Raw genomic sequence first — 16,541 nt, 5'->3', positions numbered from 1 at the left:
GGTAAACCTGAGAGACTGTCGTTAGCCGAACAGCGATTGTAGCCAAGCTTTGTCGAGAACGCTTTCCAGTTCCCGCGCGAGATCGTCCAGCGCCTGTTCGACGCTGGCCCGATAGTTCTCGGTGGTTTCCAAGATGCCAAAGCTGCGCAGCAACGCCGCGCGATAGGCATCATTGGCAAACAATCCGTGCAAGTAGGTGCCCATCACCTTGCCATCGCCTGAGATCGCGCCATCGGGCCGGCCGCAGATTGTCAGCGCCGGTCTTTCGCAATCTGGGCCTCTGGTCTCGCCGAGATGGATTTCGTAGCCGTTCAGATCGACGTCGTATTGCAGCGAGCGAGCCGCGCTGTTGCGCACCGTCTTTTCCGTTGCCATGACCGTTTCTATGTCGAGCAGGCCGAGACCGGGCACGGACGAGGGGGCGCCTTCAAGGCCTAGGGGATCGGCAACCCGTGCGCCCAACATCTGATAGCCGCCGCAAATGCCGATAACCCGGCCACCGCGCCGCCGGTGTTGAGCGAGATCCCTGTCCCAGCCATGGGCGCGCAGATCCGCGAGGTCGCCAATAGTGGATTTCGATCCCGGCAGGATAACCAGAGCCGCATCGGCGGGCAGCGGTTCGCCGGGTCTGACATAAACGAGATCCACGGCCGGCTCGGCGGCGAGCGGGTCGAAATCGTCGAAATTGGCGATGCGCGGCAGAACCGGCACGGCAATTTTCAAAGCTCCTGTCGAACTGCGGCTCAGTCGCTCCAGCGCGACGCTGTCTTCCGCCGGCAGCCGAGCGGCAGCCTTCAGCCAGGGCACGATGCCGAAACTCGGCCAGCCGGTATATTGAGTGATCGCCTGTGTGCCTTCGGCAAACAGGCTTTGGTCGCCTCTGAACTTGTTGATGATAAATCCAGAAATCATCCGGCGGTCATCTTCGGGCAGAATGGCATGGGTGCCGACCAGTGAAGCGATCACGCCCCCGCGATCGATGTCACCGACCAGCACGACAGGAACATCGGTGCGGGTGGCAAAGCCCATATTGGCGATATCGCCGGCCCGCAGATTGATTTCCGCAGGAGAGCCGGCACCCTCGACGATGACAAGGTCGGCCCCAGCCTTGATTTCCTCGAAACTGTCGAGCACCGCGCCTAGCAATTGCGGCTTCAGTCGCTGATAATCACGGCCTTTCGCCTGGCCAAACACCTTGCCCTGGACGACGATCTGGCTGCCGGTCTCACTTTGCGGCTTCAGCAGAACCGGGTTCATATGCACCGATGATGGCACACCGCAGGCTAGTGCCTGCAGCCATTGCGCCCGGCCGATCTCGCCGCCATCGTCGGCAACGGCAGCGTTGTTGGACATGTTTTGTGGCTTGAACGGTCTTACGGTCAGCCCGTTCAGCTTTGCCAACCGGCAAAGCCCTGCCACCAAAACAGTCTTGCCGACATCCGACCCCGTTCCCTGCAGCATAACCTTGCGCGTCACGATGCTTCCGGCTCCAATTCGTGCTTACCTGGCTCTCGATCAGTTGGGCGCGGTTATCGCCTGCATGTCCGACGAAGGCAATGGTGGGAGCGTCACATATGCGATGGGAGCCGTCGACTGCACGCTTTCCACAAGTTTTGCCCATGCTGAGACATCGCAAGCTTCATAGGGTGCTTCGCCAGGTCGCCAACGGACAAGATGGCTTTTCTGCGACATTTTTCCGAATTAATTTCTAAAATAGGTTGATTTATAGGCAAAGCGCCCTACCCTTGGCTTGTCGCAAATAGAAGATGATCAAGAAGCACCGCTGTTCGAGTGGCCGCAGGACCGATCATCGAATGCCGAAAAATCCGATGGCGCCTCTGCCAATGGACCGATGACAGCATGAATGCCGATTACGCTTCATAAACATCATCCGCATGAAAAAAATGGAGAAATCCCGATATGAAAACCCTTTTCCTTTCCACAATCCTTGCCGCCGGCATTTATGGATTGGCTGGCTCTGCGAGCGCTGCAGACTGCGGCAGCGTCTCGATTGCGGAAATGAACTGGGCATCGGCCGGCGTCGCCGCCAATGTCGACAAGATCATCCTGGAAAGCGGTTACGGCTGTTCGGTCAACCTGGTCACCGGCGACACGATGCCAACCTTTACCTCGATGAACGAGAAGGGGGAGCCGGATCTAGCCCCCGAGCTCTGGGTGAACACGGTGCAGAAGCCGCTGGCTGACGCCGTCAAGGAAGGCCGACTGATCAAAGCGGCAAAGATCTTGAAGGATGGCGGCGTTGAAGGCTGGTGGGTGCCGAAATTCGTCACCGACGAACATCCCGATATCAAGACCGTGCAGGATGCCCTGAAACACCCCGAACTTTTCCCTGCCCCCGAGGATTCCTCCAAGGGCGCCGTGACCAACTGCCCCTCCGGCTGGGCCTGCCAGGTAACGACGGCCAATATCTACAAGGCATTGAAGGCCGACGAGGCCGGCTTCCAGCTCGTCGACAGCGGCTCGGCTGCCGCCCTTGACGGCTCGATTGCCAATGCCGTCGAAAAGCACAAGGGCTGGCTCGGTTACTACTGGGCGCCAACCGCCATTCTCGGCAAATACGACATGGTCAAGCTCAGCCTCGACACCAGCTTCGACAAGGCCGAGTGGGATCGTTGCACCTCCGTTGCTGATTGCGCCGATCCGCGCGTCAACGATTACCCCGTCACCGATGTCTACAGCGTCGTAACCAAGAATTTTGCCGACAAGGCGGGCGTGGCTATGGACTATGTCGGCAAGCGCCAGTGGGACAATGCGACGGTTGGCAAGGTTCTCGCCTGGATGAGCGAAAACCAGGCAGACAATGCCGATGCCGCCAAATATTTCCTGAAGACCTATCCGCAGGTCTGGACCGCCTGGGTCTCGCCAGAAGTGGCGGAAAAGGTGAAGGCCGATCTGTAACGGCTTGGTTCGCGCAGCGACCGGTGCCGACCAGGCATCTGGTCCGCGCCACTGATGCATGCTTAGCCCCGTCGAGCTCGGCGGGTGCCGCATCTGACATCGATATCGTCCGGCCTGATAATGGCCTGGGCGCTTTTTCCTGACGTCGAAAGACGGTCTTAGAACCATAAGGAGCGCAAATGGCATCTGCTATCTGCAGCATTCTACCCACCTATCTCTGCCGGTTTCCGGCAGTGGATGACGAGTTCATGCGCAATCTCAAGAAGACGGTCGATACCGGCTTTAAGAGTTTCGTGCGGTCCTACGGCGATTTTCTCGATGGTCTGACCCAGCCTTTGCAGTGGTTCCTGAACTGGCTGCAATCTCTGTTCGTCGACACACCCTGGATCATAATGATCCTGGCGCTTGCCGCCGTCGTCTACGGTGTCAGCCGCAATCTGCGCATCACCATCGGCACAGTGCTCGCAATGGGGCTGATTGGTCTTGCCGGGCTCTGGCAGGATACGATGGTGACACTGGCCATGGTCACCGTCTGCACGCTCTGCGCCATTGTCATCGGCATTCCGCTTGGCATCTGGATGGCCCGCTCCGACCGGGTGCAATCGGTGCTCAATCCGGTACTCGACGTGATGCAGACCATGCCAAGCTTCGTCTATCTCATTCCCGTGGTCATGATTTTCGGAATCGGCAAGGTGCCTGGCTTGATCGCCGTGGTGATCTACGCCATCGCACCGATCATCCGGCTCACCAATCTCGGCATTCGCCTCGTCAACCGCGAGGCGATCGAGGCGGCGGATGCCTTCGGCTCATCCGAACGGCAGAAACTGTTCAACGTGCAGATCCCTCTTGCTTTGCCGAATATCATGGCCGGTATCAACCAGACGATCATGATGTCGCTGGCCATGGTGGTGATTGCCTCGATGATCGGCGTCGGCGGGCTCGGCAAGAACGTGCTCCAGGCCATCACCAACCAGTTCTTCACCATCGGCCTGCTCAACGGCTTTGCGCTTGTCGCGATCGCTATCATCTTCGACCGGGCCAGCCAGGCCTATGGGAAACGCCTTCAGAAACATACGGAGGTGCAGCATGGCTAGTCATGGCATCGAGATCCGCAATCTCTACAAAATCTTCGGCCCCAACGAAAAGGTCCACATGGAAGCTGTCCGCCAAGGCGTCAGCAAGGCGGAACTGAACGACCAGCATCATCATGTCCTGGGCTTGCGCGATATCAGCATCGCCATGCCCGGCGGCGAGATCACTGTGGTCATGGGCCTGTCTGGCTCCGGAAAATCAACCCTGATCCGCCATATCAACCGGCTGATCGAGCCGACGGCGGGCGAGGTCCTTTACGATGGCACCGATATCTGCGCCATGTCGCCTGCGCAATTGCGCGACTTCCGTCGCCGCAAGACGGCTATGGTGTTCCAGAAATTCGGCCTGTTGCCGCACCGGACGGTGCTGGAAAACGCCGTCTACGGCCTCGACATCCAGGGGATGCCCCGGCGCGAAGGTCTTGCCAAGGGCCGATCCTGGCTTGAAAGGGTCGGACTATCAGGCTTTGAGGATCATTATCCCAACCAGCTGTCAGGCGGCATGCAGCAGCGCGTCGGTCTGGCGCGGGCCTTGGCGACGGATGCCGACATCCTGCTGATGGACGAGGCCTATTCGGCGCTCGATCCGCTGATCCGCGTTGATATGCAGACCATGCTGATCGAGTTGCAGCAGGAGTTGAAGAAGACGGTCGTGTTCATCACCCACGATCTCGACGAGGCGCTGCGGCTGGGCGACAAGATCGCGATCCTGCGTGACGGAGAAGTTGTGCAACAGGGCAGCGGTCAGGACATTGTGCTGCGCCCGGCCGACGATTACATCGCCGCCTTCGTGCGTGAGGTCAATCGCGGCCGCGTCATCCGGATCGGTACCGTTATGCAGGCCCCAGACAGCCAATCCGGCCGCTTCAGGCTTGATCAGCGAAAGACCTTGGAAGTGGCGGCGCGGGAAATGGTCGAAGCCGGCGTCACCAAGGCGCAGGTCACGGATGCGGCTGGACGCGAAGTCGGAGCCATCGATCTGTCGATGCTGCTGTCGGCGATGGTGTCGCCAGCCACGAGTGTCGAAGCGCGCTTGGCCGCGGAGTAAACCGATCAGGTGCAAGCTCCGCCGTAACAGCCGGGCTTGCAATGCTTCGGTAACCCTGGTTCACCAGTTTGCCTCAGGTTCCGGAAATCGAAGCCTGGATGAAAGCGACATACTTGTCCTTAAGGCCAGGCTTTAGACGTTCCGCCATCAGGACCGCCAGCTGGAATTGGGAGAAGCTGTCGGTCTCATCGAGGGCCATCTCCGCAAGACCGGTGATGCCTTCCGCGTAGAGCGTGGGTTTATCCGCCACCTCCTGAATGAACGCGCCGAGAAAATGGTTGACCGTCAATTTGCCGAGCCGTTGGCGTTCATCGATCGACAGCGGTGAGCCAACACGGTTGATCAGCACGAAAACGTCCAGGAACAGGAACAGCGTCTGGCAGCGGACCGCCTCTTCCGGCAGGCCGGCTTCGACCATGATATCCCTAATCGTCGCTTCGATCTGTGCTGCGCCCGCCCACTTTTCGGCATTATACCGATAGCAGATGGACGGATCATGGGCCATTTTGCCCGCCGAAAACATCGAAAGCGTCAAGGCCCAATCGCTCGAACCCGCCTTAGTTGGATGAGCGCGCAGGAAGAGGTCCATGGTCGACAGCCAGACTTCCCGGCGCAGGATCGAATAGAAGCCTGCGTTGTTGATCGGGCTGTTCTGGATATAGGCGATCAGGCGTTCACCGGCACTGTCCTGCTCCAGCGAGAAGCCCTGGACGTGGCTCTGCTCGGCCCCGGGAACGAAGCTCTCTGTCGTCGGCAGAACTCCGATATAATCAAAACCGAGATCGTCGAGGTCAAGAGCGGAACCTGCTGGATCGAAAAGAATGGCATCGTCGTCGCCCATCGGCATGATGAACGGCGTTGATGCTGCCTCAACAGCCCTGAACATATTGGCGTAAGCGCTATCAGAATCGCTTTCAATATAGGTCAGCCGCGGCGATAGCGCCTTGAGGTGAGCTTTCTTTGCGGCATCGCCGGAATTGTCGCTGACGATAAGCAGCGCATCACGTGCCTCGCAAAAGGCAAGCGCGCTGTCGATGGCAGCGCGCGAGCCATCGAGCGGGCGACGGCTGGGCATGCAGATTGTCAGTTCGGCCATAAAACACTCCAAAAAATGCGACGTCGATCAAACGCGAGGATGAGATGAAACGTCTTTCGCACGGATGGCAGCGGCGATGGCTTAGACGTGATATTGCATTCACACACAGACTCAAAACCCATGATAATGCAATTTTCACAAAGCCTTGCGGCACTGACCCTCGCGCTTTCGGACGGGAATGAATAAGCGTCAGCCGTTATAGCAGCGAAGTCAACAAGCACTCGCATGGCGAGGCAAGCCTGACGCAAGGCCAGCCGCTGTCACCTTGACCGTGGAATCGAGAAATCGCAAGCTTTGCACCAGCGTAGATTGTTTAAGAACCGTTGCAACTACTCAAATTGGCGCAGAGTCGGGAAGAACATCGCGCCCGATTATCCAGATAGCCGAGACAGCAGGAGATCTTAACAACCATGTCCGCAACCGCTGCAATCGACCGAGATACCGTCGCCGCGAAGCTCAATGGCGCGTCTGATGATGATAAGGCCTTCCTGGCGCTGATGTTTGAGAACCCCAAGCAGGACGAGCTTTTTTCAGACGGTCTTTTCACCTATTTGGAACAGGCGGCAGCTCAGCGGTTTCTGAACTCCTTGAAGCTCGAACGTTGCGGCGAATGGGTGGGCAATTCTGCTCCTGCCCGCCTGCAGATCCGGCTGATGGAAATTGCCAAGTCCAGCCAGCACGCCGCCTATCAGGCATTCCGCCAGGGTCTGGCGCGGTCGGGTGGGTTGGAGCGCGCCTATCCAAAATCGGCGCTCTGAGCATGGTGGCGTCGTCTCCCGCCTTTGCCAAGGCTTTGCAGGCCTATCAGCGTGGCGAATTGCAGAACTGTCTCGATCAGCTTGGCCCGTTGCTAAGGCGGCAGGCGCCAGACGCCAATGTTCTGCTGGTGGCGGCGCAATGCCATACCAAGCTCGACCAGAAACTGGAGGCGGCGCGACTCTATGCCCGCGTTGCTGACGCGCAGCCAGCCAATCGCCGGATGTTCCAGCTGTTGGCCGCCCGGCTTTACAGTCAGCTCGACATGGCGGAACAAGGTCTTGCACTGATGCGCCAGATAGCCGGCCCTGACGCGGGCGGCCAGAAAGATGCGCTCTTCCAATCCTTCGACATGGAGGAGAACAAGACCTTTCGACGGCTGCTGCGCAGCCAGCTTTGTCTCGACGAAATCGAAGCCAGCGACACCTGGGTCAGGCATGGGGCCGAGGTCGGGACCGATCCTGCCTTTCTGACCATGGACGACCCCTACGACCACATGCTGTGGTGCGAGCAAGAAGAGATTAATAGCCGGCAAATGAAAATGGCGGCGGGCAAACCGTTTACCGCCGAGTCACGCCGGAACCGGCGGGCGCTGCCGCATCGCTTTGGCGATAAAATTCGCGTCGGCTACCTTTCCTCGGACTTTGCCGATCAGCATCCGACCATGCGGTTGTTTCAGGGCGTGCTGCTCGGCCACGACAGCAGTAAATTCGAAATCCACCTCTTCTGTCACACGCCGGAGGATATCAGGGCTCAGGATCACGGCTTGCGCCGGACCTATCCCAATCTGCATGATATTCTGGCGATGGACGATGCCACTGCGCGCGACTTCATTAGGAGTTTCGACCTCGATATCCTTGTCGACCTGAAGGGGCACACCAGGGACGTTCGCGCGGACCTCATCAATAGCGGACTGGCGCGGATACAGGTTGCCTATCTCGGCTTTCCCGGCTCGGCCTATGGCATAGACTGCGACTACGCAATTTCGGATCCGATCGTGACGCCTGACCGGTCCAAGGCATTTTACCACGAGAAGCTCTGTCGGCTGCCGGAGACCTACCAGGCGAACGACAACGTACACCGTCCCTTGCCGCCGCCAGCCTCTCGCGCGGCTCTCGGGCTGCCGGAGGATGCCTTTGTCCTCGCCTCCTTCAACATGGTCCGCAAGATCACACCGCAGACGGCAAGGCTTTGGGCGCGGCTATTGAAAGCGATCCCAGGGTCTGTCCTTTGGATGCTCTGTTCCGGAAAGCAGCGCCAAGCCAATTTTACGGCCTTTATGGCTGGCTGCGGCATTGAGCCGGAGCGGCTGTTTTTTACGGTCGCAGAGAGTTACATACCGCATATCGCCCGGCTGCAGGCCGCCGATCTTGGCCTCGACACCCATCCCTATAACGGCCACACCACCACTTCGGATAAGCTTTGGGCTGGTCTTCCGGTGATTACGTTCAAAGGCAGCAATTTCGCCTCCCGCGTCTCGGAAAGCCTGCTGACGGCGTTGGGCGTGCCACAACTGGTGGCGGAGACGCCTGATGCAATGGTGGACCTTGCCGCCGAACTGGCGCGGGATCGCGCGACATTGGCAGCGCTACGTCAGAGGATTGCTGAAAACAGGCTGCACGCGCCGCTATTCGACACAGCGCGGTTCACGCAACATCTTGAACGCGCATTTGAAATGATGGTCGAGCGGGAAAAGGCCGGGCTTGAGCCCGACCATATCGATGTGCCCGCTCTTGCACCTCGGCTGACTTCATTTCGCGCCTAACGAGGCACCGTCAGTTTGGCCGTTGTTCAACGACACCGATAATCGGCCCCAAGGGATAGTCATGATCCATGCGTCCCGCCATCGGCTCGGCCTGGCTGGAAATCGTGCCATCAAGGTAGAGTGCATTAGCCGCGTGTAACCGGTCGCGGAAGAAACGGGCCATATCGTAGAAACGCACCGGATTTTGGCTCAACGCAAACACCACCTGTCCATCGCTATCGACGCCTACCCCGTTGCGGATTTTCAGGCTGTCGCTATCAGGCATAAACTTCGGATGGATCGTCCCGTCCATGACCAGCATCGGGCCTGACTGAGTGGCGAAATCAGGTGTTATCGACCGGGACAGGAAGGAACTGGTTTCCAAGATGCCAGCCTTGTCATTCTTCAAAAAAAAGACACCGTTCGGCTTGAGATAAAAATTGCCCCAGCCATCCGCAGTCTCTGCTGGACGGCGCTGGATACCGTTTTCAATGAACAGACCGACCGGGCCAAGGCCAGGGCCATACATGCCGCCATTGAAGGCGAAGCTCAGGATTAGATGTTGTTGCCAGAGATGCGCTCGCAACCTGTCGAAACCACCCAGGGGCTGGCCTTCGCCGTCGCGATTAAAAACGCGAATGGTGGCCTTCATCGGATCGAAACGGCAGACACGGTACACACTGCCCGCATCATCAACGTCAGCGCAGTTTTGGTTTTGCGCAAGCGCTCCGCTTGGCAACGCCAACAACACAATCAGGAAACTAATTTTCAGCGACAGCGGCAAAATTCCAAATTACTGCTGGACGGATGCCGTCATCATTCCAGATGTCGGAATCTGGCCGGCGTACTGCAACGGCGAGCCCTGAAACACGGCGTGTCCAGCGGCTGACAAAGCCACGGCCAGAATGTAGGCAGCACTTACTTTGGCAAGTAAATTCATGGACATCGAAAGCCCTCCCTCTTCCCTGCCCGAGCAAGCCCCGCTTCAATCCCGCGAGGGGATTGGAAGCAGGGGTCGCCGGCGATAGTGTTACTTCGCAGCTTTAGCGACCGTATGGCCCGCCGACTGCGTTGCATTTACGGTATTGGCGGTGTCCTTACCCATACCACGGATCGTGTTACCGCAAGACGACAGAGCGCCAACGGCGACAAAAACGGCAGCAACGGCGACGAGCTTCTTCGTATTCATTTTGGATCAACCCCTGTTATGATAGCGGACACTACGGGTGCCTCGCAGTGTCGTAAACGCAGGATGCGGGAAAAAGTTCATCTGGACCAACGAAATTTTGATTCCCTTAACGAAATTCTGACAACGCCCAGGCAGCCGGGCTTATCAAGCTTCCTGGAATGGCGAAGGCTGGCACGTCGACATGAATGGAGGCAGGGGCATGGAACAGCAGAAGCGGCATAAAATTCTTGTCATGACGGCAGGCGGCCCCAATCCGTGGATGGTCATAAACGCTCTCAATCGCCGGTTCGGAGGCGTTGAAGTTCTGCTTGAAGAACCAGAGAGCAAGGGCGAAATCTTTCGTCGGCGACAACGCCGGCTCGGCATGCTGCAGGCCATCGGGCAGCTCGCGACAATGGCGGCAGCCAAGCTGCTGCGACGTGCGGCCCAAAAACGGACGACAACCATCTGCGCACAGTTCGCCGCCGATCCGCGCTTCAACCCGCAGATCCCGGTCACGACAGTGCGCAGCATCAACAGCGTAGAAGCGCTAGATGCGGTCAGGGCCACGCAGCCGGATGTCGTGCTGCTGGTCAGCACCCGGTTGATGACCAAGGCAAGCCTTGCGGTAATGCCCTGCCCCGTGCTCAACCTTCACGCCGGGATTAACCCGGCCTATCGCGGCCAGATGGGCGGCTATTGGGCGCTCGTGATGGGTGATCCTGATAATTTTGGCGCGACTGTGCATCTGGTCGATGCCGGCACCGATACCGGAGCAACACTCTATCAGGTGCGGTCAAAGCCGGGGCCAGGCGATTTTATCTCCACCTATCCGATGCTTTTGACCGCGGAAGCCTTGGGCGCGACGTGCCAAGCTGTCGATGACGCGCTTTCCGGTCAGTTGAAGCCGGTGACTGCCTCCGGCCCCTCCGCACTGCATTTCCCGCCAACACTCTGGAGCTGGATCTTGACGGGGCTGACCAAAGGCATCTGGTAAAGCAAATCCGGACCTTACCCGCGACTTTCGACCCGCATCATCAGCTTCTCCTTAGGCCGCAGGGTGATGCGCATCAGCGGCTCCGGCACCGTCTCACTCTTGTTGCGCAGGCGGAAGCGCTTGGCGAGAACAGCAAGAATAGCAACCGCCTCCATGGTGGCAAAGGCGCTGCCGATGCAGATTCGTGGTCCAGCACCGAATGGCATGAAAGCGTAGCGGTGCCGGTTTTTGACTGCATCCGGTGCGAAATGCTCGGGATCGAACTTTTCGGGCTCCTCCCAGATCAACCGATGACGGTGGACGGCGTGGATCGGCACCAGCAAAACGGTGCCGGCTTTGATGCGATGCTGGGAGAGCACAAAATCCTCTTCCGCCGTGCGAGTTATGACCGGAGCTGGCGGATAAAGCCGCATGGATTCATTGAACACTTGCTTCGTATAAGTCAGTTGCTCGATGTGCTCGGGCATCACGGATCCCTCTCCCACCACGCGGTCGAATTCGTCCAGCATCTTCTTTTCTATATTGGGATGACGCGCCAGCAGATGCAGCGTCCAGGCCAGGCCAAGCGCGGTCGTTTCATGGCCGGCGGAAATGAAGGTCAAGAGATTGTCGATGATCTGCTCGTCGCTCATCTCACGGCCGGTTTCCGGGTCTTTTGCAGACAGCAGCATCGAAACGAGATCCGCCCGCTCTTCACCGCTGGTGCGCCGCTCGTTGATCATATCAGCCATGGCGGATCGCAGATACTCTACAGCACGGCTGGCCTTGCCCTTGCCGGGATAAGGCACCCATTCCGGCGCCTTCAGCAGCCCAAGCGCGAACATCCATCCGGTTGGCTCGAGATAATCGGTTACGCTCTGTTCGACCCTGCCAACATCGATCCTCTCCCGGCCCGACATCATGGTCTCGACAATGATGTCAAACGTGGTGCGCATCATCTCGTGGCCGATATCCATGATATCGCCAACTTGCCAGGCATCACGCCGCCGTTCGGCGGCGGCAATCATGGCCGGAAGAAAGCCCCGAAGCTTCTCCCATTGAAATCCTGAAGCCACCGACTGACGCTGCCATTTCCAATGGGCGCCATCGGAGGTGAGCAGTCCCTGACCAAGCGCGGGTCCAAGTGCCCTGCGCACTTCCTCGCCCTTGCTGAGCGCTGCGGCATTCTTGACCAGTGCCTCATGGATCAATTCAGGGTCCATCAGATGCAGCCGGACCTGATTGCCGAACTCGGTGTAGACAAGCTTGTGATCGTAGATCTGCGGCGGCAGCGCATCTAATGGATTGCGGATGAGGCTGGCAATCACCCGAACAGGAGACCGCCGCGACGTGACAACGCCTTCGCTGGTGGCGGACAAGATCGGCAAGGTCGTCATGTGCATTCTCCTTTTCACCGGCTTTCGACAATCTGCACCACACTACGGACCGGACCTTCACGGCGCAGTCAGGCAGCTCGCGGCGCGACCGACGAAGAGCTCAATTAGGATGTAAGGATGGAATTGGGCTGATCCAAGTCTCAGACGTCGATTTGCCGGATATCACGCGCCGTCAGGCGGCAAACAGGGCGCGGTCGAACTCGCGTGAGCCGAGCACGCAGCGCACATAGTCCGCCACGGCACTGGCCGCCGGCGGGCCATCCTCGCGGATAACAAGGCCGATATCATAGGTGCCGAGATCGGGAAGCCCATCCTGCTCGGTCAGTTCCACCATATCGTCCTGGAGCAGGAAGCGAGCCAGCGGTGCAACGGCGATATCGGCCCGGATCGCAGCATATTGACCGATATGGTGGCCGCAGAAATAGGCGATACGGAATTCCTTGCCCTGATTGGCCAGTTCCGCCATGGCTCGCTTGCGCCAAATACAGCTCTCGTCCCAGACGGAAAGCGGCAGTGGATCCTTCAGATAGGCATGACCGTGCTTCTTGCCGGCCCAGACGAGCCTTTCGCTCATGACAGTCAGAGAAGGATCAGCGCTGATACCATTGATAAAGTTGAATAAAGTCAGATCAAGCCGCCGCTCGTCGACTGCCTTCCGTAACGAGAGGGAATCGCCGATCGTCACCTCGATAGCCAGATGCGGCCAGGTGCGGTTCAGGTGGGATAGAATGCCCGGCAACACCAGTTCGCCGATATCATCTGGCGCCCCGACGCGTACGACACCGTGCATGTCAGGGACAAGGAACCGCGCCACCGCTTCGTTGTTTAGAGCAAGCAGGCGCTTGGCATAACCCAGCAAAAGACCGCCATGCGGCGTCAGCGAGACAGAGCGAGCATCCCGGCGAAACAGCGGCACGCCCAACTGCTCCTCCAGTCTCTTGATTTGCATAGAGACGGCCGAGGGGGTGCGAAACACCGTATCGGCGGCGGAGGTAAAGCTTCCGGTTTCGGAGATCGCCACGAAGGTACGCAGGACGTCCAGGTCGAGCAGAGGTAAACCGGCCGAGGCGAGCGACGTCGGCACCTGCCCGGCAGGGCTGGCCTGGCTGGAAAGCTTGGAAGTACCCATCTCCTCATCCTCCATCATCAATTTTTCTCAACGTTAAGATCATATCGTTTCGGTTGATTGATTGTCAATCTGGGCGGACACTGCCTTCATAACGAGAGAGGAGCAGACGATATGACCGCGAAGATTACCCTTCAGATCCGCGAAGACCATCCGCGATCCTTCATGGCAAACCTGCCGATACAGCGGCTGCGGACGGTATTTTTCCTGTGGTGGGAGCGACGCCAAAGACGTCAGGCGCACGAGCAGGCGTTGGCGCATCTGCGCAGCTTGCCCGCCTATCTGCGCGAGGATGTCGGCATTCCCATCGGGGAAAAGCCGGAATCCGAACTCATGACAAAATGCGATGCATCACATGAAAAACATTCGCTTTATTGATGTCCAAAACAAGAGAATGATCAACCTGCCGCTCTCTTGCCAGACAAAGTTTCCTGGCGAGCGAAGAGTGAGATCAATGAAAGGAAATACCCGTGGCTTATCTGTCTCATACAAGTTTTATCAGGCGTTCCCATAGAGATTGGGTTTTTCGTCACGAGGTCTCGACGGTCATCGCCACCTGGCTGACACGGATCGAGGCTTGGCGGCAGATCCGCGCCATGGAAAATGCGCTGGCTGCGGCACCGTTCGATATGCAAAAGGATCTTGGCTGGCCTGCGCACGACACGGGACAGGCTAGGCGCGACACAGTAGAAAACCGGTAAAAAATGCCAGATTTGGCCCTTATGGTTCAGCTTTTTCTGGCAAAACCCCGTGATTTCAATGGGTGTCCTGATATCTACGAACCTTCGCCGGCGGCGGCGCTGCCGGTGATTCACCCATAAAAGGTTCGCCTTACTAAGCCTCAAGTTGTTGTAGTCGGTTTCTATCGTGCTATTGTCGTTTTTGAGCTATTGGTAAACTTAAAAACTGTCAATTCTAGCCTATCTTCTCAGCACGGTGGCGCCATGAGCAAATTGCCTATCAAAAAACGTAACATCGTTTTTTTCCTTGTTCCGAATTTCACGCTACTGCCGTTCGCCGGCGCCATTGAGACCCTGCGCATTGCCAACCGCATGCTAGGCTATGATGCCTATGAATGGAGGCTCTGTTCGGTGGATGGCGCCAAGGTTTCGTCGTCATCAGGCATCTCAATCGAGGTCGATTCGTCGCTCGCGGACGAACGGCGGTTTCTCTCAGGCGAAAGCCGACCGAATATGGCAATCGTCTGTTCCGGCGTGTTCGTTGAAGAGTTCAACAACAAATCGGTCAACGCATGGCTGCGCGAAGCCTATAACCGCAATGTCGCCGTGGGCAGTCTGTGCACCGGCGCCCATATCTTGGCTCAGGCAGGACTATTGAACGGCAAGCGCTGTGCGATTCACTGGGAAAACCTGCCCGGTTTCGCAGAAGCTTTCCCGCAGGCAGAGGTTTATGCCGATCTCTATGAGGTCGACAGCAATCTTTACACCTGCGCCGGCGGCACCGCCTCGCTCGACATGATGCTGAACCTGATCGGCCAGGATTTCGGCGAAGGTCTCGTCAACCGGGTCTGCGAACAGCATCTGACCGACCGGGTACGCTCGGCCAGCGACCGTCAGCGCCTGCCGCTCAGGGCTCGCCTTGGCGTACAGAACAACAAGGTGCTGCAGATCATCGAACTGATGGAATCCAGTCTCGCCGAGCCGCTGTCGCTGCTTGACATCGCCGATAAGGTCGACCTGTCGCGTCGCCAGATCGAGCGGCTGTTCCGCCAGGAAATGGGCCGGTCCCCTGCCCGTTACTATTTGGAAATCCGACTGGACCGCGCCCGGCATCTCCTGGTGCAATCGTCAATGCCCGTCGTGGAAGTGGCTGTCGCCTGCGGCTTCGTCTCGGCCTCGCATTTCTCGAAATGCTACCGCGAATTCTACAATCGCTCGCCGCAGCAGGAACGCGCCGAACGCAAGCAGGCAGCTGCCAAGGCAAGCGTCGCCGCTTGAAGTCGGCATCGGCGGATATCTGTCACCCTCGGCACTCAGGTGCCGAGGGCATTTTTTTCCTTAAATATATTGGGGCCGATCATCTTGGCTTAGCCCAGGAAAAACAGTGCCGGTCAAGGCTGCGGCGGATAGGCCAAATTGTTTGGACAGCAACGCCGCCGCAACCGCCCTTACGTCGCCGGTCGGGTTGAGATCGCGGTTGTCGAGCAGGTTCTCATCCTTCAGGCCAGGCCATTTGCCATAGACATGCCCGCCACGGATTGCGCCGCCGGCAATGATGCAACAGCCGCCAGTACCGTGATCCGTACCCGCATTTGCGTTTTGCCGCACGGTACGGCCGAATTCGGTCATGGCAACCACGGCAGTTTTGCGCCAGGCGTCCGGGCCGAGTTCATCGCGCAGGGTCAGGATAGCGTCGGTCAGATTGCGGGCGGCATTGGCGAAATTGCTCTTCTGCTGCACATGCGTGTCCCAGCCGGTAATCGAGAAGCTGGCGATGCGGTAACGCTCTTTCAGCAGCGAGGCCGCCATTTTCGCCGCATCCTTCACGCCGTCGCCGCGCTTCTGTTGCTTATAGAGCAGGTCGGTATATTGATCGATTCCGATCGCCTCCTTCAACACGGCGGCAAATTGCGGATCACTTTGATAAAGCCTCACCAGGAAGCCGACTTCATCCGAACCCATGGCCATATCGGCGCGCGGCGACCAGACATCGGCAGGGTTGGGGCCGGAGAGAATGATTTCGCGAGCGCTGCTGATATCGATGGCCTTAACAGGCGTATTGGTCAGCGACAGGGCACGGTTCAGCCAGCCGCTATCCTTGTCGCCCAGGTTCATGCCGCCGGCTTCGAGAATGTCCTGCCCATCGAAATGGCTGCGCATGTTGCGGTAAGGCGTGGACACGGCATGGACGAAGCCAAGCTCGCCCGCCTTCCACAGGGGCATCAACGGTGCGGCCACAGGATTGAGCCCGAAGAAACTATCGAGATCGATCAGCCCCTGATCGGCGCCCAGCGCCAGTTCGGGACGCGCGATCCTAAGCGCCGGATCGCCGTAGGGCTGCACCAGGTCGAGCCCATCCATGGCCCCGCGCAGGATGATGGCAACATAGCGATTGTCGCCGGGCATTTCGGCATAGGCCAGCGGCGTCACCAGCGGCATGGCCGCAGCGCAACAGGCGGAGGCGAGAAAGCCGCGCCGGGACAGAATAAGGGGCATGTCTGTCATGATAGTCCTCCTCGCCAACTGATGCGGCGTGACCG

At 58.4% G+C, this 16,541-nt stretch carries 17 protein-coding genes; 9 read left to right on the top strand and 8 right to left on the bottom strand.

Translation table 11 applies throughout. The annotated features are described in order from the left end of the window. Positions 1-21: 21 nt before the first annotated feature. Positions 22-1,476 carry a cobyric acid synthase gene (locus BJF91_RS19990; protein ID WP_075616291.1) on the bottom strand — a complete coding sequence of 485 codons (1,455 nt, stop codon included), beginning with the start codon at positions 1,474-1,476 and terminating at the stop codon, positions 22-24. Between the two features lie 444 nt (positions 1,477-1,920). On the opposite strand from BJF91_RS19990, the gene BJF91_RS19985 reads away from it, so the two are divergent. The 3 genes from BJF91_RS19985 to BJF91_RS19975 all read left to right on the top strand — a co-directional run bounded on the left by BJF91_RS19985 (position 1,921) and on the right by BJF91_RS19975 (position 5,058). Continuing rightward, on the top strand, positions 1,921-2,919 hold the full coding sequence (locus BJF91_RS19985; RefSeq protein ID WP_075616290.1) for an ABC transporter substrate-binding protein: 999 nt from the start codon (positions 1,921-1,923) through the stop codon (positions 2,917-2,919). A 179-nt stretch (positions 2,920-3,098) separates the two neighbouring features. Then, positions 3,099-4,013 carry an ABC transporter permease gene (locus BJF91_RS19980; RefSeq protein WP_075616289.1) on the top strand — a complete coding sequence of 305 codons (915 nt, stop codon included), beginning with the start codon at positions 3,099-3,101 and terminating at the stop codon, positions 4,011-4,013. After that, a complete protein-coding gene (locus BJF91_RS19975; protein ID WP_075616288.1) occupies positions 4,006-5,058 on the top strand; it encodes a quaternary amine ABC transporter ATP-binding protein in 1,053 nt (350 codons plus the stop codon). The genes BJF91_RS19980 and BJF91_RS19975 overlap by 8 nt, the downstream gene beginning before the upstream one ends. 73 nt (positions 5,059-5,131) lie before the next feature. Here the strand turns inward: BJF91_RS19975 and BJF91_RS19970 are convergent, their stop codons facing one another. After that, a complete protein-coding gene (locus tag BJF91_RS19970) occupies positions 5,132-6,154 on the bottom strand; it encodes a glycosyltransferase family 2 protein (protein ID WP_075616287.1) in 1,023 nt (340 codons plus the stop codon). A gap of 410 nt (positions 6,155-6,564) precedes the next feature. Between BJF91_RS19970 and BJF91_RS19965 the strand changes: the two genes are divergently transcribed. Beyond that, positions 6,565-6,912 carry a hypothetical protein gene (locus BJF91_RS19965; RefSeq protein WP_075616286.1) on the top strand — a complete coding sequence of 116 codons (348 nt, stop codon included), beginning with the start codon at positions 6,565-6,567 and terminating at the stop codon, positions 6,910-6,912. Between the two features lie 2 nt (positions 6,913-6,914). After that, positions 6,915-8,675: an O-linked N-acetylglucosamine transferase, SPINDLY family protein gene (locus BJF91_RS19960; RefSeq protein ID WP_075616285.1), complete on the top strand. Its 1,761-nt coding sequence runs from the start codon at positions 6,915-6,917 to the stop codon at positions 8,673-8,675. A gap of 10 nt (positions 8,676-8,685) precedes the next feature. On the opposite strand, the gene BJF91_RS19955 is transcribed toward BJF91_RS19960, so the two are convergent. From BJF91_RS19955 to BJF91_RS19950, 3 genes are all read right to left on the bottom strand, one after another. Further along, the gene (locus BJF91_RS19955) at positions 8,686-9,438 is read right to left on the bottom strand and encodes a phosphodiester glycosidase family protein (protein ID WP_162843896.1); all 753 of its coding nucleotides are present in this window, start codon (positions 9,436-9,438) and stop codon (positions 8,686-8,688) included. A gap of 9 nt (positions 9,439-9,447) precedes the next feature. After that, positions 9,448-9,600 (bottom strand): hypothetical protein, encoded by a 153-nt coding sequence (locus BJF91_RS25075; protein ID WP_162843895.1) that lies wholly within the window; start codon positions 9,598-9,600, stop codon positions 9,448-9,450. 84 nt (positions 9,601-9,684) lie between these two features. After that, positions 9,685-9,843, bottom strand: a complete 159-nt coding sequence (locus BJF91_RS19950) for an entericidin domain-containing protein (protein ID WP_075616284.1) — start codon at positions 9,841-9,843, stop codon at positions 9,685-9,687. 199 nt (positions 9,844-10,042) lie between these two features. On the opposite strand from BJF91_RS19950, the gene BJF91_RS19945 reads away from it, so the two are divergent. Next, positions 10,043-10,819, top strand: a complete 777-nt coding sequence (locus BJF91_RS19945) for a formyl transferase (protein ID WP_075616283.1) — start codon at positions 10,043-10,045, stop codon at positions 10,817-10,819. Positions 10,820-10,833: 14 nt separating this feature from the next. On the opposite strand, the gene BJF91_RS19940 is transcribed toward BJF91_RS19945, so the two are convergent. Next, positions 10,834-12,201, bottom strand: coding sequence for a cytochrome P450 (locus tag BJF91_RS19940; RefSeq protein ID WP_407639899.1), 1,368 nt, complete (start codon positions 12,199-12,201; stop codon positions 10,834-10,836). Between the two features lie 166 nt (positions 12,202-12,367). Then, on the bottom strand, positions 12,368-13,324 hold the full coding sequence (locus tag BJF91_RS19935; RefSeq protein WP_083943416.1) for a LysR family transcriptional regulator: 957 nt from the start codon (positions 13,322-13,324) through the stop codon (positions 12,368-12,370). Between the two features lie 111 nt (positions 13,325-13,435). Between BJF91_RS19935 and BJF91_RS19930 the strand changes: the two genes are divergently transcribed. The 3 genes from BJF91_RS19930 (at position 13,436) to BJF91_RS19920 (ending at position 15,279) form a co-directional block, all read left to right on the top strand. Beyond that, on the top strand, positions 13,436-13,699 hold the full coding sequence (locus tag BJF91_RS19930; RefSeq protein ID WP_075616281.1) for a hypothetical protein: 264 nt from the start codon (positions 13,436-13,438) through the stop codon (positions 13,697-13,699). Positions 13,700-13,791: 92 nt separating this feature from the next. Continuing rightward, entirely contained in the window at positions 13,792-14,022 is a 231-nt protein-coding gene (locus BJF91_RS19925) for a hypothetical protein (protein ID WP_075616280.1), read from the top strand. 243 nt (positions 14,023-14,265) lie between these two features. Beyond that, entirely contained in the window at positions 14,266-15,279 is a 1,014-nt protein-coding gene (locus tag BJF91_RS19920) for a GlxA family transcriptional regulator (protein WP_075616279.1), read from the top strand. Positions 15,280-15,339: 60 nt separating this feature from the next. Here BJF91_RS19920 and BJF91_RS19915 read toward each other — a convergent pair whose 3' ends face one another. Beyond that, positions 15,340-16,506: a DUF1501 domain-containing protein gene (locus BJF91_RS19915; RefSeq protein WP_075616278.1), complete on the bottom strand. Its 1,167-nt coding sequence runs from the start codon at positions 16,504-16,506 to the stop codon at positions 15,340-15,342. Between the last annotated feature and the right edge of the window lie 35 nt (positions 16,507-16,541).

Source organism: Gillisella taibaishanensis, assembly GCF_001938985.1.
GTDB lineage: Bacteria > Pseudomonadota > Alphaproteobacteria > Rhizobiales > Rhizobiaceae > Allorhizobium > Allorhizobium taibaishanense.
This window is presented reverse-complemented; position numbering and strand designations above follow the sequence as displayed.

Coding starts and splice junctions, on each gene's coding strand:
- BJF91_RS19985 (WP_075616290.1), top strand. CDS start 1,921: ATGAAAACCCTTTTCCTTTCCACAATCCTTGCCGCCGGCATTTATGGA.
- BJF91_RS19980 (WP_075616289.1), top strand. CDS start 3,099: ATGGCATCTGCTATCTGCAGCATTCTACCCACCTATCTCTGCCGGTTT.
- BJF91_RS19975 (WP_075616288.1), top strand. CDS start 4,006: ATGGCTAGTCATGGCATCGAGATCCGCAATCTCTACAAAATCTTCGGC.
- BJF91_RS19970 (WP_075616287.1), bottom strand. CDS start 6,154: ATGGCCGAACTGACAATCTGCATGCCCAGCCGTCGCCCGCTCGATGGC.
- BJF91_RS19965 (WP_075616286.1), top strand. CDS start 6,565: ATGTCCGCAACCGCTGCAATCGACCGAGATACCGTCGCCGCGAAGCTC.
- BJF91_RS19960 (WP_075616285.1), top strand. CDS start 6,915: ATGGTGGCGTCGTCTCCCGCCTTTGCCAAGGCTTTGCAGGCCTATCAG.
- BJF91_RS25075 (WP_162843895.1), bottom strand. CDS start 9,600: ATGTCCATGAATTTACTTGCCAAAGTAAGTGCTGCCTACATTCTGGCC.
- BJF91_RS19950 (WP_075616284.1), bottom strand. CDS start 9,843: ATGAATACGAAGAAGCTCGTCGCCGTTGCTGCCGTTTTTGTCGCCGTT.
- BJF91_RS19945 (WP_075616283.1), top strand. CDS start 10,043: ATGGAACAGCAGAAGCGGCATAAAATTCTTGTCATGACGGCAGGCGGC.
- BJF91_RS19940 (WP_407639899.1), bottom strand. CDS start 12,201: ATGCACATGACGACCTTGCCGATCTTGTCCGCCACCAGCGAAGGCGTT.
- BJF91_RS19935 (WP_083943416.1), bottom strand. CDS start 13,324: ATGGGTACTTCCAAGCTTTCCAGCCAGGCCAGCCCTGCCGGGCAGGTG.
- BJF91_RS19930 (WP_075616281.1), top strand. CDS start 13,436: ATGACCGCGAAGATTACCCTTCAGATCCGCGAAGACCATCCGCGATCC.
- BJF91_RS19920 (WP_075616279.1), top strand. CDS start 14,266: ATGAGCAAATTGCCTATCAAAAAACGTAACATCGTTTTTTTCCTTGTT.
- BJF91_RS19915 (WP_075616278.1), bottom strand. CDS start 16,506: ATGACAGACATGCCCCTTATTCTGTCCCGGCGCGGCTTTCTCGCCTCC.